Genomic DNA, 22205 nt, shown 5'->3' on the forward strand with positions numbered 1-22205 from the left:
CTGGGCGAACACACAGGAACGCGAGCAGGCACCATGGACTGCATGGCAAGCACCACTCCTCCCCTGCCCGGACCCGTGACCGCGACACCGCAGTTGCGGCGGTGGGTGTTCTGGCCCGCCGCCGTCATCGTGCTGGGGTTCGTGGCGTTCACCCTGATCTCCCCCTCGACCGCCGAGGCGCTGTTCCTCGGTCTGCAGGACGGGATCGTCAAGAACTTCAGCTGGTACTACGTGCTGATCGCCGCGTTCTTCGTCGGCTTCTCGCTGTTCGTCGGCTTCAGCCGCTTCGGTGACATCAAGCTCGGCAAGGACCAGGACGAGCCCGAGTTCTCGACCGGTTCCTGGTTCGCACTGCTCTTCGCCGCCGGCATGGGCATCGGCCTCGTGTTCTACGGCGTCTCCGAGCCCCTCAGCCACTTCGCCTCCCCGCGCCCCGGCGTCACCGGCACCGAGAAGGAGCTCGCGCAGCAGGCACTGACCCAGACGTTCCTGCACTGGGGCCTGCACGCATGGGCGATCTACGTCGTCCTCGGCCTGGCCCTGGCGTACGCGATCCACCGCCGGGGTCGCCCGGTGTCGATCCGCTGGGCCCTCGAACCGCTGCTCGGCAACCGCGTGCGCGGCGGCTGGGGCAACCTGATCGACGTGATCGCCCTGGTCGGCACGCTGTTCGGTGTCGCGACCTCGCTCGGCCTCGGGGTCATCCAGATCGGTGCCGGACTCGAGAGCGCCGGCATCGCCGACAGCAGCATCGTCAGCCAGATCGCGATCATCGCGGTGATCACCGCCGTCACGATCGTCTCGCTCGTCACCGGTGTGACCAAGGGCATGAAGATCCTGTCGAACTTCAACCTGCTGCTCGCCGCCGCACTGCTGCTGTTCGTGCTCATCGTCGGCCCGACGCAGTTCCTGCTGCGTGACTTCGTGCAGTCGATCGGCTCCTACCTGCAGAACATCGTCGGCCTGTCGTTCAACGTCACCGCACAGCAGGGCGCCGAGGGCGAGGCCTGGCAGGGTGCCTGGACCACCTTCTACTGGGGCTGGTGGATGTCGTGGGCGCCGTTCGTCGGTGTCTTCATCGCCCGCATCTCCAAGGGCCGCACGGTCCGCCAGTTCGTGTTCGGCGTCCTCCTGGTGCCGACCGCGCTCACGTTCCTGTGGTTCGCCGTCCTCGGTGGCACCGCGATCCACCGCCAGACCGACGGCTCAGGTGGCCTGATCGGCGCGGACGGGTCGGTCGACATCGAGGGCTCGCTGTTCGCGGTCCTCGGCGACCTGCCCGCCGGCATGGTCCTGACCTACGGCGCGATCCTGCTCATCGGCGTGTTCTTCGTGACCTCGTCGGACTCCGGGTCGCTCGTGATGGCGATGATCGCGTCGGGCGGTGACATCGAGCCGAAGAACTGGCTGCGGGTCTTCTTCGCCGGTGTCGCTGCACTGCTCGCCGTCGCCCTGCTGCTCAGCGGTGGACTGAACGCGCTGAAGACAGCGGCCATCACGACCGCGTTGCCGTTCAGCATCGTCCTGCTGCTCACCTGTTGGTCGACGATCATCGCCTTCACCCGTGAGCGCCGTGCCTACGACAAGGCCGAGCGCGAGGTGTTGCTCGAGCACGTCGGCGCCTACTACGGCCTCGAGGTCGAGGCACCGACCGAACGTCCGGCACGGTCCGGCCTCGGCCGTCCGTGGGCCGCGGTGAAGAACCGCGTCCGCGGCGGCCGCGGAACCGCGGCCCCGACGGTGGGCGCGGGAGCGCTCGAGGACTTCCCGGTGCGGCCCGAGTCGATCTCGGCCGACCCGGCGGTCGACCCGAGCCTCGACGCACGTCCGGCGTCGGCCGACGGGCCCGCGACGGAGCAGCCCGAGCGCTGACGGGCCGCGCGCCACGGGCCACGCGCGCCGTGTGGTGCGAGGTTCCGTAGTCGGTTCGACCAACGCGCCCTCGCACCAGAGACGGAACCGCGCACGGGCGGTCGACGCGACCACCTGACGGACGGGAGGCACGGTGCCAGCTGGCACCGTGCCTCCCGTCCGTCGTCCGTCAGGTGTCGGTCCGTGCGGACGCGACCTCGAGGGTCACGACGACCGCCACCACGGCGAGCGCCGTGACCGGCAGCGACACCGCCGGCACCGCGATCGACGCGAGGACCACGAGCACCAGGGCCACCACGACGGCGTTGGCCCGTGCCGACAACGACGGCCGGATCGCGAGCGCCCAGATCGACAGCACGAACACCGCGACCGGCACCGCGACGGTCGCGGCGACCGAGGCGGACGACAGCGCGACGTGTCCGGCGTCGGCGCTGACCGCGACCTCGATGCCGGCGGGCAGGGCACCGGCGGCGGCGAAGACGAAGTAGTGGCCGTAGCCGAAGACGAGCGCGGTGGGCAGCGAGCGGATGTGCGCGTGCTGCTCGCGGGAGAAGTAGATCCACCACATCCCGACGGTGATCACCAGCCCGCACCCGGCGAGCGCCAGCAGCGCTCCGAGGTGCTCGGTGTGCGCGAGGGCGTCGATCACCGCGCCGGCCGAGGCCACCAGCCCCTCGCCCAGGACGATGAGGGTGAACAGGGAGAACCGCTCGGCCAGGTGCCGGGTGTGCCACGGGGCCGTCCCCGTCGAGGTCTGCGCCCAGATCGGCACGGACAGCTCGGCGAGCACGAGGAACGGTGCCGCGTACGACCAGACGTCGTCGGGCAGGGCCAGGGAGACGACCCAGAGCACCTGCACGACCGTGATGCCGACCGCATGCAGGACGGCGGTCCGGCGGTAGCGGGTGGAGGACGCGGCGGCGCGGATCCACTGCGCGACCAGGGCCAGCCGCATGACGACGTAGCCGATGACGCCGATCGTGAAGTCGTTCTCGACCATGGCCGCGTGCACCCCGGCGGCGAGGACGAGCACCCCGGCCATCTGCACGAAGGTCATCACCCGGTAGAGCCAGTCATCGGTGTCGAACGACGTGGCGAACCAGGTGAAGTTCATCCACGCCCACCAGATCGAGAAGAACACCAGCCCGTAGGCCAGGACGGCGGAGGTGACGTGTCCCTCGAGCTCGATCTCGTGCAGGTTCGTCGCAGCGAAGCCCACCGCGACGACGAACACCAGGTCGAACAGGAGCTCCAGCGGGCTCGCGGCGCGGTGTCGCTGGTCGGGGTCACGCGGCACCATCCGGCGCAGTCCGATGGTCGGCATGGGGCCAACGGTAGGGCCCGGCCCGACGACGTGCCAACGCGCGTGTCGCGGGTCGGTCGAAGCCCGTCGGCACGGGTCGGGTCCGGCCGGGTCCCGCCGACGATCCGTCGCAGCGAACCGGTGTTTGCCACACACTTGACCGAACAGCCGACCACCGACGGAGACACGATGTCGCAACCGCTCGAATCGCTCATGCACGCCAACCTGTTCGAAGTGTTCGGGGAGCGGGACCCGGAGCGTCGCCGCGCCGCGATCGAGCGGACGTACGCCCCGGACGTCGAGTTCCTGGACCCCGACGAGGTCGTCACCGGCCACGACGCCCTGCACGCCAAGGCGCAGCGCCTGCTCGACGAGGCGCCCGGGTTCGTGTTCTCGCCCGCCGGCCCGGTCTACGAGAACCACGGGATGGGGTACCTCGCCTGGCACTTCGGCCCCGAGGGAGCACCGCCCGTCGTGTCCGGCATGGACATCTGCTTCATCGAGGGCGACGTCATCGCGAAGGTCTACACGCTGCTGACCGCTTGACCACCGCCCGCAGGCGGTGGCGATCCTTGGGGGTGAGCGATGCGGACACCGCGACCGACTGACGGACGGGAGGCCCGGTGCCAGCCGGCACCGGGCCTTCCGTCCGCCTGTCGGGACGGCCGCTTTGTTGCCGGATCGAGACACCGGTCCGGCCCGTCGTACGGCATGGTTGAGCCACCGATGGCAGGCAGGACGGAGCGCACGGTGGAACGAGTGGTGGGGTGGGCCACGGTCGCGGTGGTCATCACCGTGACGGTGTCGATGTTGCTGGTGGTCCAGACGACCACCTGTCTCGACGCCGTCCCCGGAGCGGGCACGAGCCCCTGCACGACCACGCCGGTGGTCGGAGTCGCCGGCACGTGGGTCGCGGCTGTCACCGGCGTCGTCGTGCTCGCGGTCTGCGTGTGGCAGATCGTCCGGGCGGTCCGGTCGGACGGGGCCGTCCGATGACGCGCACGGGTCCTGCAGAGAGTCCGCGGCAGTGGACCCTGATCGCCATCGTGGTGCTGGTGGGCTGGGCGGTCGTGACGGCACTGCTGTTCCCGGTCACGGGGATGGACGAGCACGAGGGGCCCGGCGACCAGGTCTGGCGGACCTCGTCGAGCGCGCTCGGCGTGCCGCTCTCCCCGGAGTGGGACGTCCTCGTCTGGCTCGGCGCGCTCGCGCTGGTGCCGGTCGTCGTCGTCGGGCTCGCGTTCCTGCTCCGCCGCCGACGACCGCACACCGCGCCCGTCAGTCCGTCGCCGGGCGGCCCTGTCCACTGAGGTGTGCGCGGAGCACGTCACGGACGCTCGTCCACGACTGCACGCCGTAGCGGTCGTTGTCGACGTGGTGCAACTGCGCCTGCCCGCTGAACATGCTCACGAAGTACTGCATCCCCTGCCACGCCGGGAACGTCTCGTCGGGGTCCTTCGACAGGCGCCTGCCGACGGCGCTCATCGCGGACAGGGTGCCGGTGGTGCCGGCCCACTGCAGCCGGAAGCGCTCCCCCGTCAGCTCGCTCATGGTGCGTGCGACGTCGCGTGCGGTGACCTGATCGCCCGCCATCTCGATCACCCTGGGAGCGTCGTCGTCCAGTGCGGCGAGAGCCGTGACCCTGGCGACGTCGTCCTTCGTCGTGAAGTCGAGCACCTGGTCCGCCGAGGACCAGAACAGGACGAGCCGACGGCCGGACAGGATCATCGGGGCCTCGCCGGTCAGCAGGTCGGTGAACATGCCGCTCAGGATCGAGGTCGCCTGCACCGGGGCCGCATCGAGGTCGGCGGCGAACTCGCGCCGCAGCTCGAAGTTGCGGTTGGTGCCGGGTGCGATCCGCCGGTAGTCGGCCGAGTAGTCGGACGGGATGAACCGCCGGACGCCCGCCGCCACGGTCGCCGCGAGCAGCGCGCGCTGGGCGTCGACGATCACCGGGCGGGTCCCGCTCACGGCGGAGACCACGACGTCGGCCCCGCTCACGGCCCGGGTCAGGGCGTCGTGGTCGCCGTACTCGGCGGCGACGACGTCGACACGGGGGTCATCGCCGAAGCGCTCTCCGGCGGTCGTGCTGCCGGGCCGGGTGAGGACCCGTACTCGCACGTCGTGCTGGGTGAGCTCGCGGACGATGCGGTGCCCGAGGTCGCCGGTGGCACCGGCGACGAGGATGGTGGTGGTCATGGGCGGGGCCTCACTGCAGTGGCGGTCGACGTGGTCGTCGCGGTGCGCCGTCGGGATCGCTCCGGGACGGCGAGGGGGTGTTGGAACGTGGGGTCCGCCTGGTCCGGTCCGGCGGTGCCGAGCCCGGCGGTGAGCGCGACGCGGGCCAGCAGCCGGCGCAGTGTCGTCTGCTCGTCGTCGTCGAGGTGCCGCATGAGCACGCCCTCGGCGCCGCGCAGGGCGGACCGCGTCCGGGCGAGCAGGGCACGTCCGGCGTCGGTGGGGTGGACCTGCCGCACCCGCCGGTCCGTCGGGGCGGGGCGGCGTTCGACGAACCCGCCCGCCTCGAGCGCGTCGACGATGTAGGTCATCTGGGTCTTGTCGATACCGAGGCGCTGCGCGAGCCCGAGTTGCGACGACGGCTCCTCGGTGGTGGTCGCGACGAGCACCTGGTAGCCACGGGGACCACCCGGCACGTCGGCGACCGCCTCACTGCCCAGCCGTGTGAAGCCCTGGAGCGCCAGCGGCAGCGCCCACCCGAGTTCGGATTCGATGCCCTCGGCACCCCAGTCGATCTCGGGGAGTGCGTCGGTCGGCGTCGGACTGTCCATACCGGAGACCGTACCGGAACAAGATCGTCTTGTGCAAAGATCATCTGCGATCAAGACGGACAGCCGTCACGACGCCGAGCACCCGAGGACCCCATGTCGGACACCGCAGCCATCACCCCGTTCACCCTCGACGTCCCCCAGGCGGAACTCGACGACCTGCGCCGCCGTCTCCTGACCACCCGCTGGCCCGATGCCGAGACCGTCGAGGACACCTCGCAGGGACCCCGACTCGAGAAGGTCCGCGCCCTCGTCGAACGCTGGACGACGGAGTACGACTGGCGCCGGACCGAGGCACTGCTGAACGGCTGGGGCCAGTACACGACCCACATCGACGGGCTCGAGGTCCACTTCCTGCACGTCCGGTCCGCCGTCCCCGGTGCCCGCCCGCTCCTGCTCACCCACGGCTGGCCCGGTTCCGTCCTGGAGTTCCGCCACGCGATCGGTCCGCTCACCGACCCGGTGGCGCACGGCGGCGACGCGGCGGACGCCTTCAACGTCGTGATCCCGAGCCTGCCCGGGTTCGGCTTCTCCGGGAAGCCGACGACGACCGGGTGGAACACCGCCCGGACCGCGAGGGCCTGGTCGGTACTGATGTCACGGCTCGGGTACACGGACTGGTTCGCCCAGGGCGGTGACCTCGGCGCCACCGTCACCGCGGAGCTCGCAGCCCTGGAGGCCGCCGGGGGCATCGGGCTCGCCGGGATCCACCTCAACATGGCGCTGTTCATGCCGACCGACGACGAAGCCCGGAACGCCTCCCCCGACGAGCAGGTCATGCTGCAGGAGAGCAGCCACTACTGGCAGGAGCTGTCGGCCTACTCGCAGCAGATGTCGACCCGCCCGCAGACCATCGGCTACTCGTTGGCGGACTCCCCCGTCGGGCTGGCGTCGTGGATCTACGCGATGTTCCAGGACGTCGGCGGCTCCCACGACGAACACGGCGACGCCGAACGGCTCTTCCCGCTCGACGAGATCATCGACGACGTCATGCTGTACTGGCTGCCGAACACCGCCGCGTCCGCGGCGCGCATCTACTGGGAGGCGACGCGGACCGGCTGGGCCACCCCGGGCACCGTCGAGGAGCCGCTGACCCTGCCCGTCGGCCTGAGCATCATGCCCGGCGAGTACGTCCGCCGGTCGCGCCGCTGGGCAGCGTGCCGGTACACCGACCTGGTGTTCTTCAACGAGGTCGCGCGCGGCGGGCACTTCGCGATGCTCGAACAGCCGGAACTGCTCGTCGACGACGTCCGTGCGACGTTCCGCGGGCTCCGGTGACGGCGACCGAGCGGATCACCAGCAGCAGGGCGTAGCCGATCATCACGCCGCCCAGCGTCGGCACGAGCCAGGCCCGCGTGTCGCCCGCGACGGCGGTGTTCACGAACCCCAGGCCGGGGATCGAGTACCAGACCCGGCCCATGACCTGCGCGGCGACGACCCTTTCGGGATCGACGGCGGAGTTGTTGTCGCCCTTGAACGTGAACAGGCGGCGACCGTCGGCGCCGATCGCGACGGCGACCACGCGGTGCGAGATCACGCCGGGCCGATCGACCCGGATCTGGTAGGTGACGATGTCGCCGACACCGATGTCCGAGGGGTCCACCGGGCGGACGACCGCCAGGGTGCCCGGTGGCATCCCCGGTTCCATCGAGCTCGTCAGCACGGTGAGCGGCACCGAGCCGGTGATCCGCGGCACGAGGATCGCCAGCGCCGCGAGCCCGACCACGGCGATCAGGAGCAGGACCGCGGCCGTCTGCCCCAGCAGCCGGAGGGCGCTCGACCAGCGGGCACCCTGCGGCTGCGGCTCCCGCTCCGGCTTCGCCTGCGGCACTGCGGTCGTCACGACGTGGCCCGGAGGGAGAACAGCTGGAGTCCGGACGTGCTGCAGTCGGCGACCGTCATCGGGTTGGTGGTGGCGGACCCGTTCGACGCCGTCAGGCAGAGGTCGTTCCGGTTGCGGAACCGGAAGAGCCCACTGCCCGCGCCGACCGCTTCGGCCGTCCACTTCTGGGCACTGATGTCGTTGTCGGGACGGAGCAGGGCGGAGCGGTCACTCGGGGCGTCCCAGTACAGCGACGGGTTCGACGGAGACGTGATCCGGAGCCAGTCGTCCTCGGGCGTGAATCGCCAGGTCTGCGCCGCGCTGGTCGTGCAGGACGTCGTGGTGATCGGCGAGCCGGAGGCCGACCCACCACTCGCGACGCACGTGCCGGTGGCGTCGTTCCGCAGGACGTACCGGCTCGTGGACGTGTACCAGCCGGTGGCGTGCTGGATGCCCTGGGACGCCGGCGACGCGTGGCCGCCCGTCCCGCTGGCGACCGCTCGCACCGTGTACGCGTAGTACTTCGAGACCTGCAGACCGGTGTCGGTGAAGGACCGGACGGACGGCGACGTCACGCTGACCAGGACGCCGTCGCGGTACACGGCGTAGGACCCGATGCCGCTGGCGTCCGCGGGCGCTGCCCAGGTGACGGTGATGCTGCTGTCGGTCTCGGCGGTCTTCGACGGCACCGACGGGGTGACGGTGTCGGCGACGCTCTGGGCGGCGCGGGCGTGGGCGGTGCCGACCCAGGCCCCCTGGCGGGCGGTGACGGTCGCGTCGAGGGTGGTCGCGCCTCCGGAGAGGTCGAATCGCTGGCCCTGGCTGACCGACGTCCGCACACAGGTCGAACGGCTCGCGCCGGCGGCGAGGGTGGCGACCACGGGGGCGATCGTCGTGCCCGAACCGGTGACCGCGGCACTCGACGGAGCACCGGAGCAGGGGTTGGCGTTCGTGGACTGCCAGACGTCGACCCGGACGGCGTTCGACACCGCTGACCCGGCGGTCGCTGCGAGCGAGAGCGAGGTGGTGGCGGGGACGGACCCCGAGTTCGACACCGTGACGAGCGCCGTGTGGGACAGCGCGGCCGAGGAGTACGTGGTGGCGAGGTCTTCGACACCGCGGATGCCGACCGAGACGGAGCCGGTCGTCGCGGCGGCCCGGACGGACTGCGCCGGGGCGGTCCACGTCGCCCACGCCGTCCCGCCGCTCACGAGTTCGAGCACGACGACCGCGGCGGCCGTCACTCCGAGCAGGAGCACGCGTCGACGTGGAGTGCGGTCGGTCATGATCCTGCCTGCGTCCCGCTGATGGTCGTGGTGAAGTCGGTGGAGAGGCCCTGCTGCGATGCGGCCGCGTCGGCCGGCATCGCGACGGCGAGGCAGAGGACGACGGCGGCACCCGGGAGCAGCGCGATGCCCGCGGACCGCGGCGAGGTCGAGTCGAGCGTGCCGGACCACGTGGGGCGCACGCTGCCGGCCCGGCACACGGCGGCCGACGTCGCAGCGCCGACGGTCACCCGCAGGTCACTGCGGACGCCGGAGGCCGACGTCGTCGTGCCGGCTCGCGCCATCGCGACGCCGAGGTCGAGGGGGACGTCACCGGTGTTGGTCGCGGTGACCACGCCGAACTCGGTGGCACCGGGGTAGAGGGGTGCGGACGGCAGCGCGAGACCGCTCAGCGACAGGTCCGCGGACCCGGCGGTGATCGTCGCGGGCTCGGTCGAGGACCGGGCGCTGAGGAGGGCGAACGTGCCACCGTCGGTGGAGATGGCGACGACCGCCACGATCCCCACCGCGGCGACGGCGAGCAACGTCGCCGTCGGCCAGCCGGTCATCGCGCCCCCTCGGCGCCGGCGGTTCACGCCTGGGTCAGGGTCACGGCGATGGCGTCGAGGTCGACCGACCCGTTCTGCGTGCCGTCCTCGACACCGGGGGTGGTGCTCTTCGGGAAGGCGATGGTCACGCCGACGCGGACGTCCTGCTGCGAGCCGGTCTGCCCGGTCACCGTGTACGGCGCAGCGGCACCGGAGACCCCGTCACCGGACGCGGTGAGCACCGCGTTCGCCGACAGGTACTTCGCCAGTGCGACGTCCGCCGGGGCCGACGTCGAGGTGGCCTCGACCGATGCCGGGTCCACGGCCAGGGTGGCCTTCAGGCCCTTGCCGTTCGCGGTGACGACCATGTCCTGCGAGTAGGTGACGACGTCGCCCGGCACGATCGGGTAGCCGTCCAGCGTCGAGAGCGGCGACCCGCCGTTGACGGTCCAGCTCGCCGCCTGCGTGGTCGGCTTGATCGAGAGCGCGCCGGCGACGATGGTGCCCCCGGCGGTCTCGGCGCTGGAGTTCCAGAGCGCGAAGGTGCCGGCGCCTCCGAGCAGGAGGGCGACGCCCGCTGCGCCGATGATCGAGGCGGTGATGATCTTCTTCATGGTGTGCTCTCTGCGACGTCGAACGTCGGATCTGCGTCGACCACGTGCGGGCGGACAGCTCGATGAGCTGCCGGCAGCCAGGCCCCGGGGAAGGGCGCGGCGCATCGACCGGAGAACGTGGTGCTCGACCTGCTGGGAGCGGCAAGTGCAGGCGACGAAGCCCTGCGAGCAGGGACCCGCCGACGGCCGGTCGTGCTGCTTCGCTGAGTATGACATGACAATGACCCACGTGCCGATCTGCGCGGAGACACAGGCGGACTGGCAGGTTGACACACCCTCACTTGCCCACCCAAGGGCGAGAGCCTTGTGGACACAAGTAGATACCGCTACTCTCCGATAGTGCGAATATCTGAACTTGCCCGAGCGGCATCCACGCCGGTCACCGCCGTCAAGTACTACCAACGCGAAGGCCTGCTGCCTCCCGGCGAGAAGTCGGCGCCGAACCAGACCGCCTACGACGACCGGCACGTCGAACGGGTCCGGCTCGTCCGGGCACTCCTGGAGACCGGCGGGCTCTCGGTCGCCGTGACGAAGCAGGTCCTGGCCGTGCTCGATGCCGAGACCGCACCGCTGGCCGAGGTCTTCGCCGTCGCCCAGTACGCGATGACCACCCCGCGCTCCCCCGAGTCCGAGGCGACCCCGGAGGCCCGTGCCCGGATCGAGGAACAGGTGTCGGCCGCCGGCTGGTGCGCGACGTCGGACAACCCGGGACTCGAGACCGCGGCCCGGGCGCTCGACGGGCTGCGCACCATCGGGTTCGACGCCCCGGACGACTACCTCGATGCCTACGTGTCGGCAGCGGCGAGCGCGGCACGGGCCGACGTGGCAGCACTGCAGCACCGCGACGGCCGGACCGCGATGGCGGAGCTGATGGTGATCGGCACCGTCCTCGGCGATCCGCTCTTCGCGGGACTCCGGCGCCTGGCGCAGCAGGACGCCACCCACGACCTGTTCCCCGTTGCCGAGACGGACGAGGCCGGCGCATGACCGCTCCGCTGCACGTCGTCCTGGGCGGCAACGGTGTCGTCGGGCGCGAGACGCTCCGAGCCCTCCGCGAGCACGACGTCGCCGCCGTGTGCGTCGGCCGGCGCCCGTCGACACCAGCAACGGCAGGCAACAGCGAGAGCGAGAGCGCCAACGCCCGCACCGACCACGTCATCGCCGACCTGCTCGACCCCACCGCGGTCCGCCGCGCACTGCACGGCGCCGACGTCGCGTACCTCGTCGCCGGACTGCCGTACTCGTCGGGGGTCTGGGCCGACCAGTGGCCGCGGATCGTCGACAACACCGTCGAGGCAGCCCTGGCCGAGGGCACCCACCTGGTGTACCTCGACAACGTCTACGCCTACGGCCGCGTGTCCGGGCCGATGACCGAGGCGACCCCGATCAACCCCTCCGGCCGGAAGGGTGCGGTGCGCGCAGCCGCCCTCGAACAGCTGCGGACCGCGGCCGACCGCGGACTGGCCGTCACCATCGGGCGGAGCGCCGACTTCACCGGCCCCGGGGCGACGACGAGCGTGTTCAACGGGTTCGTCGTCGACCGGATCGCCGCCGGCAAGCGGCCGACCTGGCTGCTCGACGCCGACCAGCCGCACTCCCTCACCGCCACGACCGACATCGGCGACGCGCTCGTGGTCCTCGGCACCGACGACCGTGCGACAGGCCGGACCTGGCACCTGCCGACCGCCCCGGCGCTGACCGGGCGGCAGTACGTCGAGCTCGCCGGGGTACCCGCCGCTCGCACAGCCGTGATGTCGTCGGCCACGCTGCGCTTCGGTGCGCTGTTCAACACGTCCGCCCGCGAGACGCTCGAGCTGCGGTACCAGTACACCGACCCCTACGTCTTCGACTCGTCGGCGTTCGAGCAGACCTTCGGCGTGCACCCGACCCCCACCGCCGACGTGGTGGCCGCCGCCCTGCTGCACGCCCGGAGCGTGACCCGGTGATCGCCGCCGTCCGCCGAGCGGTCGCGTGGCACCCGGCACTCATGGCCGTGGCCGGCCTGATGGTCGCGTCCACCGTGGTCTGCCTCGTCGGACTCGTCGTGGATCCCCGGACCATCCTCGGGGTGCCGGCGTGGGCGAAGCCGCTGAAGTTCTCGCTGTCGATCCTGCTCTACGCCGTCACGTGGGCGTGGCTCATCGCCCACCTGCCGAAGTGGCGGACGCTGGCTCGCCGACTCGGCACCGTGGTGGCCGTGGCCCTGGTGGTGGAACAGGTGCTCATCGTGTGGGCCGCCGCGACCGGTACGACGAGTCACTTCAACGTGTCGAACAGCGTGCACGTGGTGGTGTGGGCGGTGATGGCGGTGGCGATCACGACGCTCTACCTCTGCACCTTCGTCACCTCGATCGCCCTGTTCTTCCTGCGTCTGCCGACTCCGGCGCTGACGATCGCCGTCCGGGCCGGTGCCGTCATCGCACTCGGCGGCATCGGGGTCGCCTTCCTGATGACCGGGCCGACCCCCACCCAGCTCACCGCTCCGGACGGCATCGTCGGCGCCCACACGGTGGGGATCGCGGACGGCGGACCCGGGGTTCCGCTGCTCGGGTGGAGCACCGTCGGCGGCGACTACCGGGTCGCCCACTTCGTCGGCATGCACGCCCTGCAGGTGCTCCCGCTGGTGGCGCTCCTGGTCGCCGCCGCCGGTCGGCGCCTGCCGTGGCTGGCGCACCCGACCACGCAGGTTCGGATCGTGGTCGTCGTCGCGGTCGCGTGGGCGGCGGGCACCGTGCTCCTCACCGTGCAGGCCGCGGTCGGACAGTCGGTGGTCCACCCCGCCGGCGCGGTGGGCGCGGTGGCGTGGTCCCTCGTCGTGCTCGCCGCAACTGCGAGCGCGGCCGTGCTGCTCCGTGCCCGCCTGCTCCGTGCCCGCACCGCTCCGGCGGCGCGACCGCGCTGACGGATCAGCGGACCCGGAGCCCTCGGGAGATCAGGTCGGCGGCAGCACGGGCTTCCGTCGCCCACCCGGGGCGATCGATCCCGGCCCCGATGCCGTGCAGCAGCATGAGCACCGTCCCGGGGTCGACGTCGGACCGGATGGTCCCGTCGGCGGCAGCGCGCGCCAGCAGCTCGGCGAGCGTCCGCTCCAGGTCTCCCCCGCCCTCGGCCTGCGTGGTGGCGTCGACCACGGCGGCGAGGGTGCGCGCGAGCCCCGCGTGGTCGACCACGTACTCCACGAACCCGTGCAGGAAGTCGTCGAGGCTCGCAGCGGCGGGGCGCGTCGAGTCACGAGCACGGCGGCAGAGGACGTCGACCTCACCCCGGTAGACCGCAGCCGCCAGCGCTTCGCGTGTCGGGAAGTGTCGGTACAGGGTGCCGACGCCGACTCCCGCGCGTCCGGCGAAGTCGTCGAACCGGAGCTGCTCGTCACGCTCGAACGCCGTCCGGGCAGCGGCCACGATCGCGTCGCGGTTCCGGCGGGCGTCGGCGCGCATCGGCTTCTCTGCAGGCAGGGGTTCCTCGACCGGCACGGGCGCTCCTTGACAAGTGGAAACAATCTCCATATCTTCCAAGTGGAGATCGTCTCCAGACTAGCGGACAGGTGCCTGATGCGGATCCTCATGCTCGGCCGGGGCGTCATCGCCACGATCTACGGCCAGGCCTTCCAGCACTCCGGGCACCAGGTCGACCACCTGGTGCGGCCGGGGCGTGCTGCCGAGTACGGCGACAGCGTGCAGACCGACGTCATCGACGGTCGCCGCGGACCCCTGGGTCGGCGCACCCGATCGACGTCGCCGACGCGACTGGTCGAGTCGGTCGCCACAGCGGACGCGTACGACCTCGTCGTCCTCAGCGTCGGTCACCACCGGCTGCAGGAGGCCGTGGCCACCCTGGCACCGCACATCGGCGACGCCACGGTGCTGGTCCTCGGCAACGTGTGGGACGAACCCCTCGCCGCGGTCGCACCGCTCGCCGCGGACCGGGTGCTGTTCGGGTTCCCGGGAGCCGGCGGCGGGTTCGACGCCGACGGGGTCCTGCACGGCGCCGTCCTCCGTTCGGTCCGACTCGAGACGTCCGGCGCGACTCCGGACCGACGGGAGCTGGTGCGGTCGGTGTTCGAGCGGGCGGGCTTCACCGTGCAGGACGAGGACGACATCCGCGGATGGCTGTGGCTGCACTTCGTGCTCGACGCCGGCATGTTCGCACAGGCACTGCGCAGCGGCGGCATGGCGACGATGGTCGGGGACCGGCGCGCGCTCCGCGCCGCGTTCCTGACCGGCCGCGAGCTCCTCCCGGTCCTGGAGGCGCGGGGCGTCGACCTCTCCCGACACCGCCCCTCGACCCTGCCTGTCCGGCTGCCGGGGACGACGGCGACACTCGTCGCCGCGGCCACGGCACTGGTGCCGATCGCCCGCGCGAGCCTCGCGGCACACGACGACCCCTCCGCCGCCGAACCCCTGGCGGTCCTCGAGGACGTCCGCCGCACCGCCGGCGCGCTCGGCATCCCGACCCCGCGCCTCGACCGGACGGCGCCACGCGTCTGACGACAGGCGCGGGCCGTGGACGCGACCGCCCACGGCCTGGAGGCACGGTGCCAGCTGGCACCGTGCCTCCAGTCCGTCACGGCGAGCGTTCCGGACCCGCCCGTTACGCTGTCCCCGTGTCAGAGCCGCGCCGCAGTCCGGGGAACCAAGCTTCACTGCGTGAAGCCAACCGGGGCCGGGTCGTCAGCGCGGTGAAGCGGCACGGCGGGCTGACGCAGGTCGAGCTCGCCGGGGTGACCGGGCTCTCCCCCGCAACCGTCTCGAACATCGTCAAGGAACTCGTCGCGACCGGTGCCCTGCACGCGACGCCGAGCACCTCGAGCGGCCGTCGGGCGCTCCGCGTGACCCTGCCGCACGGCCTCGGACTGGTCGCCGGGGTGCACGTCTCGCCGCGGCACCTGCGGCTGGCGCTGTCGGACCTGAACGGCGCCGTCCTGGCCGAGCGGCACATGCCCCTGGCCCGCGACCACCGCGCCGACGCCGAGCTCGACAAGACCGCGCTGCTCGTGCTGGACATGGTGGAGTCGATCGAGTCGTCGATGGACGAGGTGCTCGCCGTCGGCCTCGCCGTGGCCGCCCCGATCGACGCCCGCACCGGGATGACGGCCCGCGGCGGGATCCTGCGCGGCTGGGACGGCGTCGCGCTCGGCCAGTCGCTCGCCCGGCGGATGGACAAGCCCGTGCAGGTCGACAACTCCGCCAACCTCGCCGCCCTGGCGGAACACCGGAGCGGCGCCGCCCGGGGTCGCGACACCGTCGTGACGCTCGACGTCGGCAACGGCATCGGCGCCGGACTCGTGCTCGGCGGGCACCTGTTCCGCGGGCACCACGGCATCGCCGGCGAATTCGGGCACACCCCCGTCCTGCCGAACGGGCCCCTGTGCCGGTGCGGGAACCGCGGGTGCCTCGAGGCGATCGCCGGCGCGCCCGCCGTGCTCGAGGGCGTCCGCGACGAGGTCGGCACCCTGAAGCTGGCGGACCTGATCCTGCGCGCGATGGGCGGTGACCAGGTCTGCATGCGCGCCGTGGCCGACGCCGGGCGGGCGATCGGCTCGGCGGCGGTGGGCCTGTGCAACGTCCTCGACCCCGAGCGGGTGGTGGTCACGGGCGAGTTCGCGCGGGCCGGGGAACTCCTGCTCGGCCCGATGCGGCAGGCCCTCGAGTCGTCGCTGATCGTCGACGTGGACGGCACGCCGGACGTGGTGCAGGGGCAGCTCGGCGAGAAGGCCGCGGTGACCGGCGCGCTGGCCCTGGCGATCGAGGCCGTGGACGTGACGCGCGCACGCTAGGCGGAGACGCGCCGGGCCGTGCCGGCCGGGGCGCCCCGTGCAGGCCGGGGCGCTCCGCGCTGCGCCGGCCGTGCCGCTCCGCGCCCTCCGGATAACGTTTTCGTCACGGCGCGCGGTCCTTGCGTTCAACTCTTGCAGCCAAGAACGCTCGCTGTCACACTCAGGGCACCGCCGATGGGGGCGGTCCACTGTTGGAGGACGTTTCAATGAAGAAATCCACCACACGAGCGATGCTGGGCGTCAGCGCCCTGCTGCTCGCGATCACCACCCTGGCGGGCTGTTCCAACGGCGCGGACGCCGGGACCGGTTCCGGCGGAGGCGGCGGAGACGCGTCGAAGGCCAAGATCGGCCTGCTCCTGCCCGACTCCGTCACCGCCCGCTACGCCAGCGCCGACCGTCCGCTCTTCACCGCCGAGGTGAAGAAGCAGTGCAGCGGCTGCTCGGTCATCTACGCGAACGCCGACGGCGACGCGTCGAAGCAGCTGCAGCAGGCCCAGTCGATGCTCACGCAGGGCGTCAAGGTCCTGGTCCTCGACCCGTTCGACGGCGAGGCCGCAGCGTCCATCGTCCAGCAGGCGAAGGCGAAGAAGGTGCCGGTGATCTCCTACGACCGGCTCATCAACAGCCCCGACCTGAGCTACTACATCTCGTTCGACAACGAGAAGGTCGGTGAGCTGCAGGGGCAGGCCCTGGTCGACGCCCTCAAGGCGAAGAAGGTCCCGGAGGGCTCGGGCATCATCATGGTGAACGGCTCCCCCACCGACAACAACGCCTCGCAGTTCAAGAAGGGCGCACACTCGGTCATCGACGACAGCGGCTACAAGGTGCTCGCCGAGTACGACACCCCCGGATGGGACCCCGCCAAGGCGCAGGACTGGGCAGCCGGCCAGATCAGCAAGCTCGGCAAGGACAAGATCACCGGCGTCTACGCGGCGAACGACGACACCGGCGGCGGCGTCATCGCGGCCCTGAAGTCGGCCGGCGTCACCGAGCTCCCGCCCGTCACCGGGCAGGACGCCTCGCTCGCGGGCATCCAGCGGATCCTCGCCGGTGAGCAGTACATGACCGTCTACAAGGCCTTCAAGCCCGAGGCGTCGAAGGCCGCCGACCTGGCGATCCAGTTCGCCAAGGGTGAGACCCCGAAGGGCGACACCACCGTCGACACCGCCGGCGGCGCCAGCGTCCAGTCGACGCTGCTCGACCCGGTCGCCGTCACCACGGACAACGTCCAGTCGACGGTCGTCAAGGACGGCCTGTACGAGGTGTCGAAGATCTGCACCGCGCAGTACAAGTCGGCCTGCGACAGCGCCGGCATCAAGTAGGTCCGACCCCCTCTGCCCGCCCGGTCCGACTGCGGACCGGGCGGGCCTCACCGATCGAGGACGACACCCGTGAGCACGACACCCGTGAGCAACGCGTCACCAGCAGCACACCCCTCCGCCGACCCGGTGATGTCCCTGCGCGGGATCACCAAGCGGTTCGGCGCCGTCCAGGCCCTCAGCGACATCGACTTCGACGTCTACCCGGGCGAGGTGGTCGCCATCGTCGGCGACAACGGCGCCGGCAAGTCGACGTTCGTGAAGATCCTCGCCGGGGTCTACACGCCGGACGGCGGCACGATCACCTTCGGCGGCGACGAGGTCACCGTCCCGAACCCCGCGGCGGCCCAGACCCTCGGCATCGCCACGGTGTTCCAGGACCTCGCCCTCGCCGACAACCTCGACGTGGTCTCGAACCTGTTCCTCGGGCGCGAGATCGCCCACCCGTTCCTCGACGAAGAGGAGATGGAGCGCCGCTCGTGGGAGCTCCTGCAGCAGCTCGCCGCCCGGATCCCGTCGGTACGGATCCCGATCGCGTCGCTGTCCGGTGGGCAGCGGCAGACCGTCGCGATCGCCCGCTCGCTGATCGGCGACCCGCAGGTGGTCGTCCTCGACGAGCCCACCGCCGCACTCGGTGTCGCACAGACCGCCGAGGTCCTCAACCTCGTCGAGCGCCTGCGCGAGCGCGGGCTCGGCGTCGTCCTCATCAGCCACAACCTCGCGGACGTGCAGGCCGTCGCCGACCGGGTCGCGGTCCTGCGACTCGGCCGCAACAACGGCACGTTCCGCATCGACGACGTCTCCTACGAGGAGATCATCGCAGCCATCACCGGCGCCACCGACAACGCCGTCACCCGTCGTGCCGCCGCCCGCACCGAGCAGGAGACCAGCGCATGAGCAAGACCGACGAGACCCTCACCGCAGCGACCCCGACCCCCTCGGCGGCCGACCTGCAGGACGAGCGGCTCCTGCGCGACCAGGGGATCGGCGGCGCGGCGAAGGCGTTCGTCCGCCGGGTGCGCGGCGGTGACATCGGCTCGCTGCCGGTGGTCGTCGGGCTCATCGTCATCTGGGCGGTGTTCCAGGCGCTCTCCCCCGACTTCCTGTCCCCGGGCAACCTGGTCAACCTCGCCCTGCAGTGCGCCGCGGTCGGCACCATCGCGATCGGCATCGTCCTCGTGCTGCTGCTCGGTGAGATCGACCTGTCCGTCGGCAGCGTCAGCGGGCTCTCCGCCGCGATCCTCGGCCAGGGCCTCACGACGCTCGGCTGGCCGCTGTGGCTCGTGCTCACCGTCGCCCTGGCCGTCGGTGCCGCCGCCGGCCTGCTCTACGGCCTGCTGTTCACCCGCTTCGGGGTGCCGAGCTTCGTCATCACACTCGCCGGTCTGCTCGGGTTCCTCGGGCTGCAGCTGCTCATCCTCGGCCCGAACGGCTCGATCAACCTGCCGTACGACTCCCCGATCGTGCAGTTCGCCTCGGCCTCGTACCTGCCGCCGTGGCTCGCCTACCTGCTCGCCGTCCTGGCCGCCGGAGGACTCTTCTTCACCGAGGTCCGCCGAGCTGCCCGTCGTCGCCGTGCCGGGCTGTCGACCGGAGCGATGTCCCTGACCGTCGTGAAGGCCGTCGCCCTGTTCCTCGGCCTCGCGCTGATGGTCTGGTACCTGTCGCGCGACTTCGGCACCGGCACCTCGTTCGTGTTCTTCGTCGTGCTGGTCGTGCTGATGAACTTCGTACTGAAGCGGACACGCTGGGGCCGTTCGGTCTTCGCGGTCGGTGGCAACGTCGAGGCCGCACGGCGCTCCGGCATCCGGGTGAACCGCATCTACATCTCGGTGTTCATGCTGACCTCGCTCTTCGCCACCGTCGGAGGCATCCTCGCCGCCGCCCGCCTCAACTCCGCGAGCCTGTCGTCCGGCGCCGGGGACACGAACCTCAACGCGATCGCCGCAGCCGTCATCGGCGGGACCAGCCTGTTCGGTGGCCGAGGCAGCGCCTGGTCGGCGCTGCTCGGCATCATCGTGATCCAGTCGATCTCGAACGGGCTCACCCTGCTGAGCCTCGACTCGTCGATCCGCTACATGATCACCGGCGCGGTCCTGCTGCTGGCCGTCATCATCGACTCGCTCTCGCGGCGCAGCCGCGCCAGTCACGGCGCGGCCTGAGCGGGGCCCTGGACCCCGCCACGACGACGGACGGGAGGCACGGTGCCAGCTGGCACCGTGCCTCCCGTCCGTCTCGGCGCGCGTCTCGGATCCGGAAGACGCCGTCGTGTTCCCCCGACGCCGCCTCGTGCGCGAGACGCCTCCGAAAACGGAGGCGTCTCGGCGACTGGGCGGCGTCTCGGCGAGCGCTACTTGCTCTTCGAACCCGAGGTCCCCGGCAGGCTGAGGATGTTGTCGGTGCCCTGCGGCACGACGATCAGGGAGCCGTTGTCGCCGGCGCTCTTGAGCGCCTCGATCTCGCGCTGCTTGAGCGCGGCGTCGGAGAGCGGGTGCTCGTTGAGGACCTCGTTCGCGTCGGCCTGACCCTGCGCCTCGGCGACCTGCTGCTGCGCCTGCACCTTCTTGGCATCCAGGAGCGCGCGCTCCTTCGTGACCTGGATCTGCGCCTGCTGCGCCGTGGCGTACGCGTCGATGACCGACTTCGGCGGGGTGATCTCCTGCAGCGCGAAGTTGTCGACGTGCACGCCCGAGCCCTTCCAGCGCGTCTCGAGCGCCTGGATCATCGCCTTCTCGACCGTGCCGCGCTTGGTGATGAGCTCGATGGTGGTGAAGTCGTTCGGCACCTGGCGGACGACGCTGCGCACCGAGTTGCCGATGAACTGCGTCTTGAAGTTCTCCTCGGTCTTGTACGACCGGTAGATGTCGGTGACCGACTTCGCGTCGATGCTGTACTGCAGGTTGAGGCTGACGTTCGACGAGACGCCGTCCTGGTCCTGCACCGTGACGTACGGGCCGGAGCGGACGTTGCCGTTGTTGTCCGAGTCGGAACCGTTGACCGCGTTGATGTAGGTGACGGTCTGGTTCCGGATGTTGAACGTGTGGAGCGTCGCCCACGGTGCCTTGAAGTGGAACCCGGAGTCCGTGGTCTGCCCGACGATGTTGCCGGAGATGTCCACCTGCACCTTCGACTCGCCCGTGTCCTGCGCGTACAGGGTGCTGCCGAGCGTGAGCCCGACGAACAGGACGCCGGCGGCTGCTGCAGTCCACGTCGCGATGAGGTTCGGGCGGCGCGTCGGGACGGCGGGACGTGCCTCGCGACCGGGTGTGGCCGGTCGGGCGGGGGTGGAGTAGGTGCGTGTTCGGAAGAAGAGCGCGACGAGCGCGATGACGAGGAAGACGATGGCGGCGACGAACATGACGATCACTCCTGGATGCTTGTCCGTGCAGTCTGCCGTACCCGGAGGGGTGCGGGTGACCCGGGTGCGCGTGGTGGCGGGCGGTGCGCGCCGTCCGTGTCGCCCCTGTCGCCTGGCGCCGGTTCCGTCTGGTGCGAGGTTGCACACGTGGTGCGACCCCGGATGCCTCGAACCACGTGTACAACCTCGCACCGCGCGGACGCGCTCGGGTCGGGGCCGCGTGGGCTAGGCCGGTCCGACGATCTCCTCGATGCGCTCGAGTCCGCTGCGGCAGCGTCCGAGGTACTCGTCGTACAGGTCCGGTCGCCGGTCACGCGCCCACCGTGTGACGTCGAGCAGGTGCAGCGCAGTCATCGACGCGAGCCGCCGGTGGTCGTCGTCCGACGGGAGTCCGGCAGCCGTCATGAACTCGTCGTGGTCCGCGCGGGTGACGGACCCGTCGATGAACGTCCACGTGAACACCCGGCGGGCATCCGTCCACGGTGCCGGCCCGGTCTCCGCGGCGCCCCAGTCGATGAGCACCGGCCGCTGGCCCGGACCGCGGGAGATCAGGTTGCGAGGTGCGAGATCGCCGTGGGCCAGCCCGAACTCGAACTGCGCCTCCGACAGCGGAGCGAGACGATCACGCAACCGGTCCGGCGACGCGTAGGCACCGTCACGGAGCAGCAGATCGTCGTCGCCGAGCGCGTCGAGGTTGTAGTCGAGGTGCGCCGTCCAGGCGAGCCGGAGGTCGTCGCCGAACCTCGTGAACAACGACCGAGGCGCATCGACGAGCGGGATCATGGCGACGGCTCGCGCGGAGCGACCGAGCCACCGCCACGGGCGGTCGATCGGTCGTGGGTCAGGTGCGACGTACTCCGACACCGAGAAGGGGACACCGCCCTCCGACCCGTGGGCGAGCGGTTCGGGGACCGGGATGCCGACCCGGCTCGCACTCCGTGCGGCCCACGACTCGACGGGGTACTCGTCCTGCCGGAGCGGGTCAACCGGGAAACGCAGCACGACCGGAGCAGCACCCGCACGGTCCACCCGGTAGGTGTGGTTCACCGCCCCGCCGTGCAGCCGTTCGATCCGGTCGACTGATCCGCCGACGGAGCGCAGGACGACTCGGAACCACTCCTGCTCGACCACCTCGTCCGACATGGGACCAGCATGGCCGCTCCGATCAATCGTCGCGAGGAACGCTGTTCGCGGCGCGGGATGCCGAAACCGCACCGATGACGAGCGCCGCCAGCGTGGTCGCCAAGGACAGCCCGAGCAGCACCACGTAGAGCGCCGGGATGAGCTGGGCCGGAACGGACACGATCGCCACGACCGCGGCACCGATCAGGAGCGGCCGCATGGCCCGGCGGGCGGCGAGGTGCCCAGCGCGCCAGGCCGCGTCGCTCCGCATGAGTGACGGCAGCCGGATGCCCGCTGCACGGTTCCGCCCGAGGCCGTCCGTAGCGATCGACACGATGCCCCAGATCGCCGCGTCGACGATGAGCAGGAGCACGGCACAGCCGATCGCCGCCCACCAACCTGGACTGTCCATCACGACCT

The 22205-nt window shown here is 71.3% G+C and carries 24 protein-coding genes; 13 read left to right on the forward strand and 11 right to left on the reverse strand.

Going from position 1 to position 22205, the window contains the following annotated elements; all coding sequences use genetic code 11:
• The first annotated feature begins 42 nt into the window (after positions 1–42).
• Positions 43–1872, forward strand: a complete 1830-nt coding sequence (locus tag QRN49_RS16220) for a BCCT family transporter (RefSeq protein ID WP_284756672.1) — start codon at positions 43–45, stop codon at positions 1870–1872.
• 169 nt (positions 1873–2041) lie between these two features.
• Here QRN49_RS16220 and QRN49_RS16225 read toward each other — a convergent pair whose 3' ends face one another.
• Positions 2042–3196, reverse strand: coding sequence for a low temperature requirement protein A (locus QRN49_RS16225; RefSeq protein WP_209130567.1), 1155 nt, complete (start codon positions 3194–3196; stop codon positions 2042–2044).
• A gap of 168 nt (positions 3197–3364) precedes the next feature.
• On the opposite strand from QRN49_RS16225, the gene QRN49_RS16230 reads away from it, so the two are divergent.
• The 3 genes from QRN49_RS16230 (at position 3365) to QRN49_RS16240 (ending at position 4485) form a co-directional block, all read left to right on the forward strand.
• Entirely contained in the window at positions 3365–3721 is a 357-nt protein-coding gene (locus QRN49_RS16230; protein WP_071252423.1) for a nuclear transport factor 2 family protein, read from the forward strand.
• A gap of 180 nt (positions 3722–3901) precedes the next feature.
• Positions 3902–4171, forward strand: a complete 270-nt coding sequence (locus QRN49_RS16235; RefSeq protein WP_284756673.1) for a hypothetical protein — start codon at positions 3902–3904, stop codon at positions 4169–4171.
• Positions 4168–4485, forward strand: a complete 318-nt coding sequence (locus QRN49_RS16240; protein WP_284756674.1) for a hypothetical protein — start codon at positions 4168–4170, stop codon at positions 4483–4485. The genes QRN49_RS16235 and QRN49_RS16240 overlap by 4 nt, the downstream gene beginning before the upstream one ends.
• Here the strand turns inward: QRN49_RS16240 and QRN49_RS16245 are convergent.
• The gene (locus QRN49_RS16245) at positions 4454–5374 is read right to left on the reverse strand and encodes an NmrA family NAD(P)-binding protein (protein ID WP_284756675.1); all 921 of its coding nucleotides are present in this window, start codon (positions 5372–5374) and stop codon (positions 4454–4456) included. The two genes, QRN49_RS16240 and QRN49_RS16245, sit on opposite strands and share 32 nt — an antisense overlap.
• The gene (locus tag QRN49_RS16250) at positions 5371–5964 is read right to left on the reverse strand and encodes a MarR family winged helix-turn-helix transcriptional regulator (RefSeq protein ID WP_284756676.1); all 594 of its coding nucleotides are present in this window, start codon (positions 5962–5964) and stop codon (positions 5371–5373) included. The genes QRN49_RS16245 and QRN49_RS16250 overlap by 4 nt, the downstream gene beginning before the upstream one ends.
• Before the next feature lie 93 nt (positions 5965–6057).
• Here QRN49_RS16250 and QRN49_RS16255 point away from each other — a divergent pair, with 93 nt between their 5' ends.
• Positions 6058–7239, forward strand: a complete 1182-nt coding sequence (locus tag QRN49_RS16255) for an epoxide hydrolase family protein (protein ID WP_284756677.1) — start codon at positions 6058–6060, stop codon at positions 7237–7239.
• On the opposite strand, the gene QRN49_RS16260 is transcribed toward QRN49_RS16255, so the two are convergent.
• The 4 genes from QRN49_RS16260 to QRN49_RS16275 are packed head-to-tail and all read right to left on the reverse strand — an operon-like array spanning position 7145 to position 10210.
• Entirely contained in the window at positions 7145–7804 is a 660-nt protein-coding gene (locus QRN49_RS16260) for a signal peptidase I (protein ID WP_284756678.1), read from the reverse strand. The genes QRN49_RS16255 and QRN49_RS16260 overlap by 95 nt on opposite strands.
• On the reverse strand, positions 7801–9069 hold the full coding sequence (locus QRN49_RS16265) for an RICIN domain-containing protein (RefSeq protein WP_284756679.1): 1269 nt from the start codon (positions 9067–9069) through the stop codon (positions 7801–7803). The genes QRN49_RS16260 and QRN49_RS16265 overlap by 4 nt, the downstream gene beginning before the upstream one ends.
• Positions 9066–9617 carry a hypothetical protein gene (locus QRN49_RS16270; protein ID WP_284756680.1) on the reverse strand — a complete coding sequence of 184 codons (552 nt, stop codon included), beginning with the start codon at positions 9615–9617 and terminating at the stop codon, positions 9066–9068. The genes QRN49_RS16265 and QRN49_RS16270 overlap by 4 nt, the downstream gene beginning before the upstream one ends.
• 23 nt (positions 9618–9640) lie before the next feature.
• The gene (locus QRN49_RS16275) at positions 9641–10210 is read right to left on the reverse strand and encodes an alternate-type signal peptide domain-containing protein (RefSeq protein ID WP_111033128.1); all 570 of its coding nucleotides are present in this window, start codon (positions 10208–10210) and stop codon (positions 9641–9643) included.
• Between the two features lie 339 nt (positions 10211–10549).
• On the opposite strand from QRN49_RS16275, the gene QRN49_RS16280 reads away from it, so the two are divergent.
• Genes QRN49_RS16280 through QRN49_RS16290 form a run of 3 tightly spaced genes read left to right on the forward strand, consistent with a single transcriptional unit; the run spans position 10550 to position 13112 of the window.
• Complete coding sequence (locus QRN49_RS16280; protein WP_284756682.1) at positions 10550–11197, forward strand: MerR family transcriptional regulator; 648 nt, start codon at positions 10550–10552, stop codon at positions 11195–11197.
• Positions 11194–12156, forward strand: coding sequence for an NAD-dependent epimerase/dehydratase family protein (locus QRN49_RS16285; RefSeq protein ID WP_284756683.1), 963 nt, complete (start codon positions 11194–11196; stop codon positions 12154–12156). Before QRN49_RS16280 ends, QRN49_RS16285 begins: the two co-directional genes overlap by 4 nt.
• A complete protein-coding gene (locus QRN49_RS16290; RefSeq protein ID WP_284756684.1) occupies positions 12153–13112 on the forward strand; it encodes a hypothetical protein in 960 nt (319 codons plus the stop codon). Before QRN49_RS16285 ends, QRN49_RS16290 begins: the two co-directional genes overlap by 4 nt.
• A gap of 4 nt (positions 13113–13116) precedes the next feature.
• Here QRN49_RS16290 and QRN49_RS16295 read toward each other — a convergent pair whose 3' ends face one another.
• Complete coding sequence (locus QRN49_RS16295; RefSeq protein WP_284756685.1) at positions 13117–13683, reverse strand: TetR/AcrR family transcriptional regulator; 567 nt, start codon at positions 13681–13683, stop codon at positions 13117–13119.
• A gap of 78 nt (positions 13684–13761) precedes the next feature.
• Here QRN49_RS16295 and QRN49_RS16300 point away from each other — a divergent pair, with 78 nt between their 5' ends.
• The 5 genes from QRN49_RS16300 (at position 13762) to QRN49_RS16320 (ending at position 19467) form a co-directional block, all read left to right on the forward strand.
• The gene (locus QRN49_RS16300; protein WP_284756686.1) at positions 13762–14697 is read left to right on the forward strand and encodes a ketopantoate reductase family protein; all 936 of its coding nucleotides are present in this window, start codon (positions 13762–13764) and stop codon (positions 14695–14697) included.
• Between the two features lie 116 nt (positions 14698–14813).
• On the forward strand, positions 14814–15986 hold the full coding sequence (locus QRN49_RS16305; RefSeq protein WP_260689640.1) for an ROK family transcriptional regulator: 1173 nt from the start codon (positions 14814–14816) through the stop codon (positions 15984–15986).
• A gap of 206 nt (positions 15987–16192) precedes the next feature.
• Positions 16193–17308 carry a sugar ABC transporter substrate-binding protein gene (locus QRN49_RS16310; RefSeq protein ID WP_110864793.1) on the forward strand — a complete coding sequence of 372 codons (1116 nt, stop codon included), beginning with the start codon at positions 16193–16195 and terminating at the stop codon, positions 17306–17308.
• A gap of 129 nt (positions 17309–17437) precedes the next feature.
• On the forward strand, positions 17438–18202 hold the full coding sequence (locus QRN49_RS16315; protein ID WP_111038920.1) for an ATP-binding cassette domain-containing protein: 765 nt from the start codon (positions 17438–17440) through the stop codon (positions 18200–18202).
• Entirely contained in the window at positions 18199–19467 is a 1269-nt protein-coding gene (locus tag QRN49_RS16320; RefSeq protein WP_035807698.1) for a sugar ABC transporter permease, read from the forward strand. Before QRN49_RS16315 ends, QRN49_RS16320 begins: the two co-directional genes overlap by 4 nt.
• A 188-nt stretch (positions 19468–19655) precedes the next feature.
• Here the strand turns inward: QRN49_RS16320 and QRN49_RS16325 are convergent, their stop codons facing one another.
• The 3 genes from QRN49_RS16325 to QRN49_RS16335 all read right to left on the reverse strand — a co-directional run bounded on the left by QRN49_RS16325 (position 19656) and on the right by QRN49_RS16335 (position 22197).
• Positions 19656–20663, reverse strand: coding sequence for an SPFH domain-containing protein (locus QRN49_RS16325; RefSeq protein WP_152377666.1), 1008 nt, complete (start codon positions 20661–20663; stop codon positions 19656–19658).
• A gap of 225 nt (positions 20664–20888) precedes the next feature.
• Complete coding sequence (locus QRN49_RS16330; RefSeq protein WP_284756687.1) at positions 20889–21806, reverse strand: phosphotransferase; 918 nt, start codon at positions 21804–21806, stop codon at positions 20889–20891.
• A gap of 22 nt (positions 21807–21828) precedes the next feature.
• Complete coding sequence (locus QRN49_RS16335) at positions 21829–22197, reverse strand: SdpI family protein (protein ID WP_284756688.1); 369 nt, start codon at positions 22195–22197, stop codon at positions 21829–21831.
• Between the last annotated feature and the right edge of the window lie 8 nt (positions 22198–22205).

The organism is Curtobacterium sp. ME-Dv--P-122a (assembly GCF_030209645.1).
GTDB lineage: Bacteria > Actinomycetota > Actinomycetes > Actinomycetales > Microbacteriaceae > Curtobacterium > Curtobacterium flaccumfaciens.

Bases quoted from the DNA above. Each gene is read 5' to 3' on its own strand.
- QRN49_RS16270 (WP_284756680.1), bottom strand. From the start codon at position 9,617: ATGACCGGCTGGCCGACGGCGACGTTGCTCGCCGTCGCCGCGGTGGGG.
- QRN49_RS16245 (WP_284756675.1), bottom strand. From the start codon at position 5,374: ATGACCACCACCATCCTCGTCGCCGGTGCCACCGGCGACCTCGGGCAC.
- QRN49_RS16325 (WP_152377666.1), bottom strand. From the start codon at position 20,663: ATGTTCGTCGCCGCCATCGTCTTCCTCGTCATCGCGCTCGTCGCGCTC.
- QRN49_RS16225 (WP_209130567.1), bottom strand. From the start codon at position 3,196: ATGCCGACCATCGGACTGCGCCGGATGGTGCCGCGTGACCCCGACCAG.
- QRN49_RS16285 (WP_284756683.1), top strand. From the start codon at position 11,194: ATGACCGCTCCGCTGCACGTCGTCCTGGGCGGCAACGGTGTCGTCGGG.
- QRN49_RS16315 (WP_111038920.1), top strand. From the start codon at position 17,438: ATGTCCCTGCGCGGGATCACCAAGCGGTTCGGCGCCGTCCAGGCCCTC.
- QRN49_RS16335 (WP_284756688.1), bottom strand. From the start codon at position 22,197: ATGGACAGTCCAGGTTGGTGGGCGGCGATCGGCTGTGCCGTGCTCCTG.
- QRN49_RS16235 (WP_284756673.1), top strand. From the start codon at position 3,902: ATGGCAGGCAGGACGGAGCGCACGGTGGAACGAGTGGTGGGGTGGGCC.
- QRN49_RS16265 (WP_284756679.1), bottom strand. From the start codon at position 9,069: ATGACCGACCGCACTCCACGTCGACGCGTGCTCCTGCTCGGAGTGACG.
- QRN49_RS16330 (WP_284756687.1), bottom strand. From the start codon at position 21,806: ATGTCGGACGAGGTGGTCGAGCAGGAGTGGTTCCGAGTCGTCCTGCGC.
- QRN49_RS16275 (WP_111033128.1), bottom strand. From the start codon at position 10,210: ATGAAGAAGATCATCACCGCCTCGATCATCGGCGCAGCGGGCGTCGCC.
- QRN49_RS16230 (WP_071252423.1), top strand. From the start codon at position 3,365: ATGTCGCAACCGCTCGAATCGCTCATGCACGCCAACCTGTTCGAAGTG.
- QRN49_RS16220 (WP_284756672.1), top strand. From the start codon at position 43: ATGGCAAGCACCACTCCTCCCCTGCCCGGACCCGTGACCGCGACACCG.
- QRN49_RS16240 (WP_284756674.1), top strand. From the start codon at position 4,168: ATGACGCGCACGGGTCCTGCAGAGAGTCCGCGGCAGTGGACCCTGATC.
- QRN49_RS16255 (WP_284756677.1), top strand. From the start codon at position 6,058: ATGTCGGACACCGCAGCCATCACCCCGTTCACCCTCGACGTCCCCCAG.
- QRN49_RS16300 (WP_284756686.1), top strand. From the start codon at position 13,762: ATGCGGATCCTCATGCTCGGCCGGGGCGTCATCGCCACGATCTACGGC.
- QRN49_RS16320 (WP_035807698.1), top strand. From the start codon at position 18,199: ATGAGCAAGACCGACGAGACCCTCACCGCAGCGACCCCGACCCCCTCG.
- QRN49_RS16310 (WP_110864793.1), top strand. From the start codon at position 16,193: ATGAAGAAATCCACCACACGAGCGATGCTGGGCGTCAGCGCCCTGCTG.
- QRN49_RS16250 (WP_284756676.1), bottom strand. From the start codon at position 5,964: ATGGACAGTCCGACGCCGACCGACGCACTCCCCGAGATCGACTGGGGT.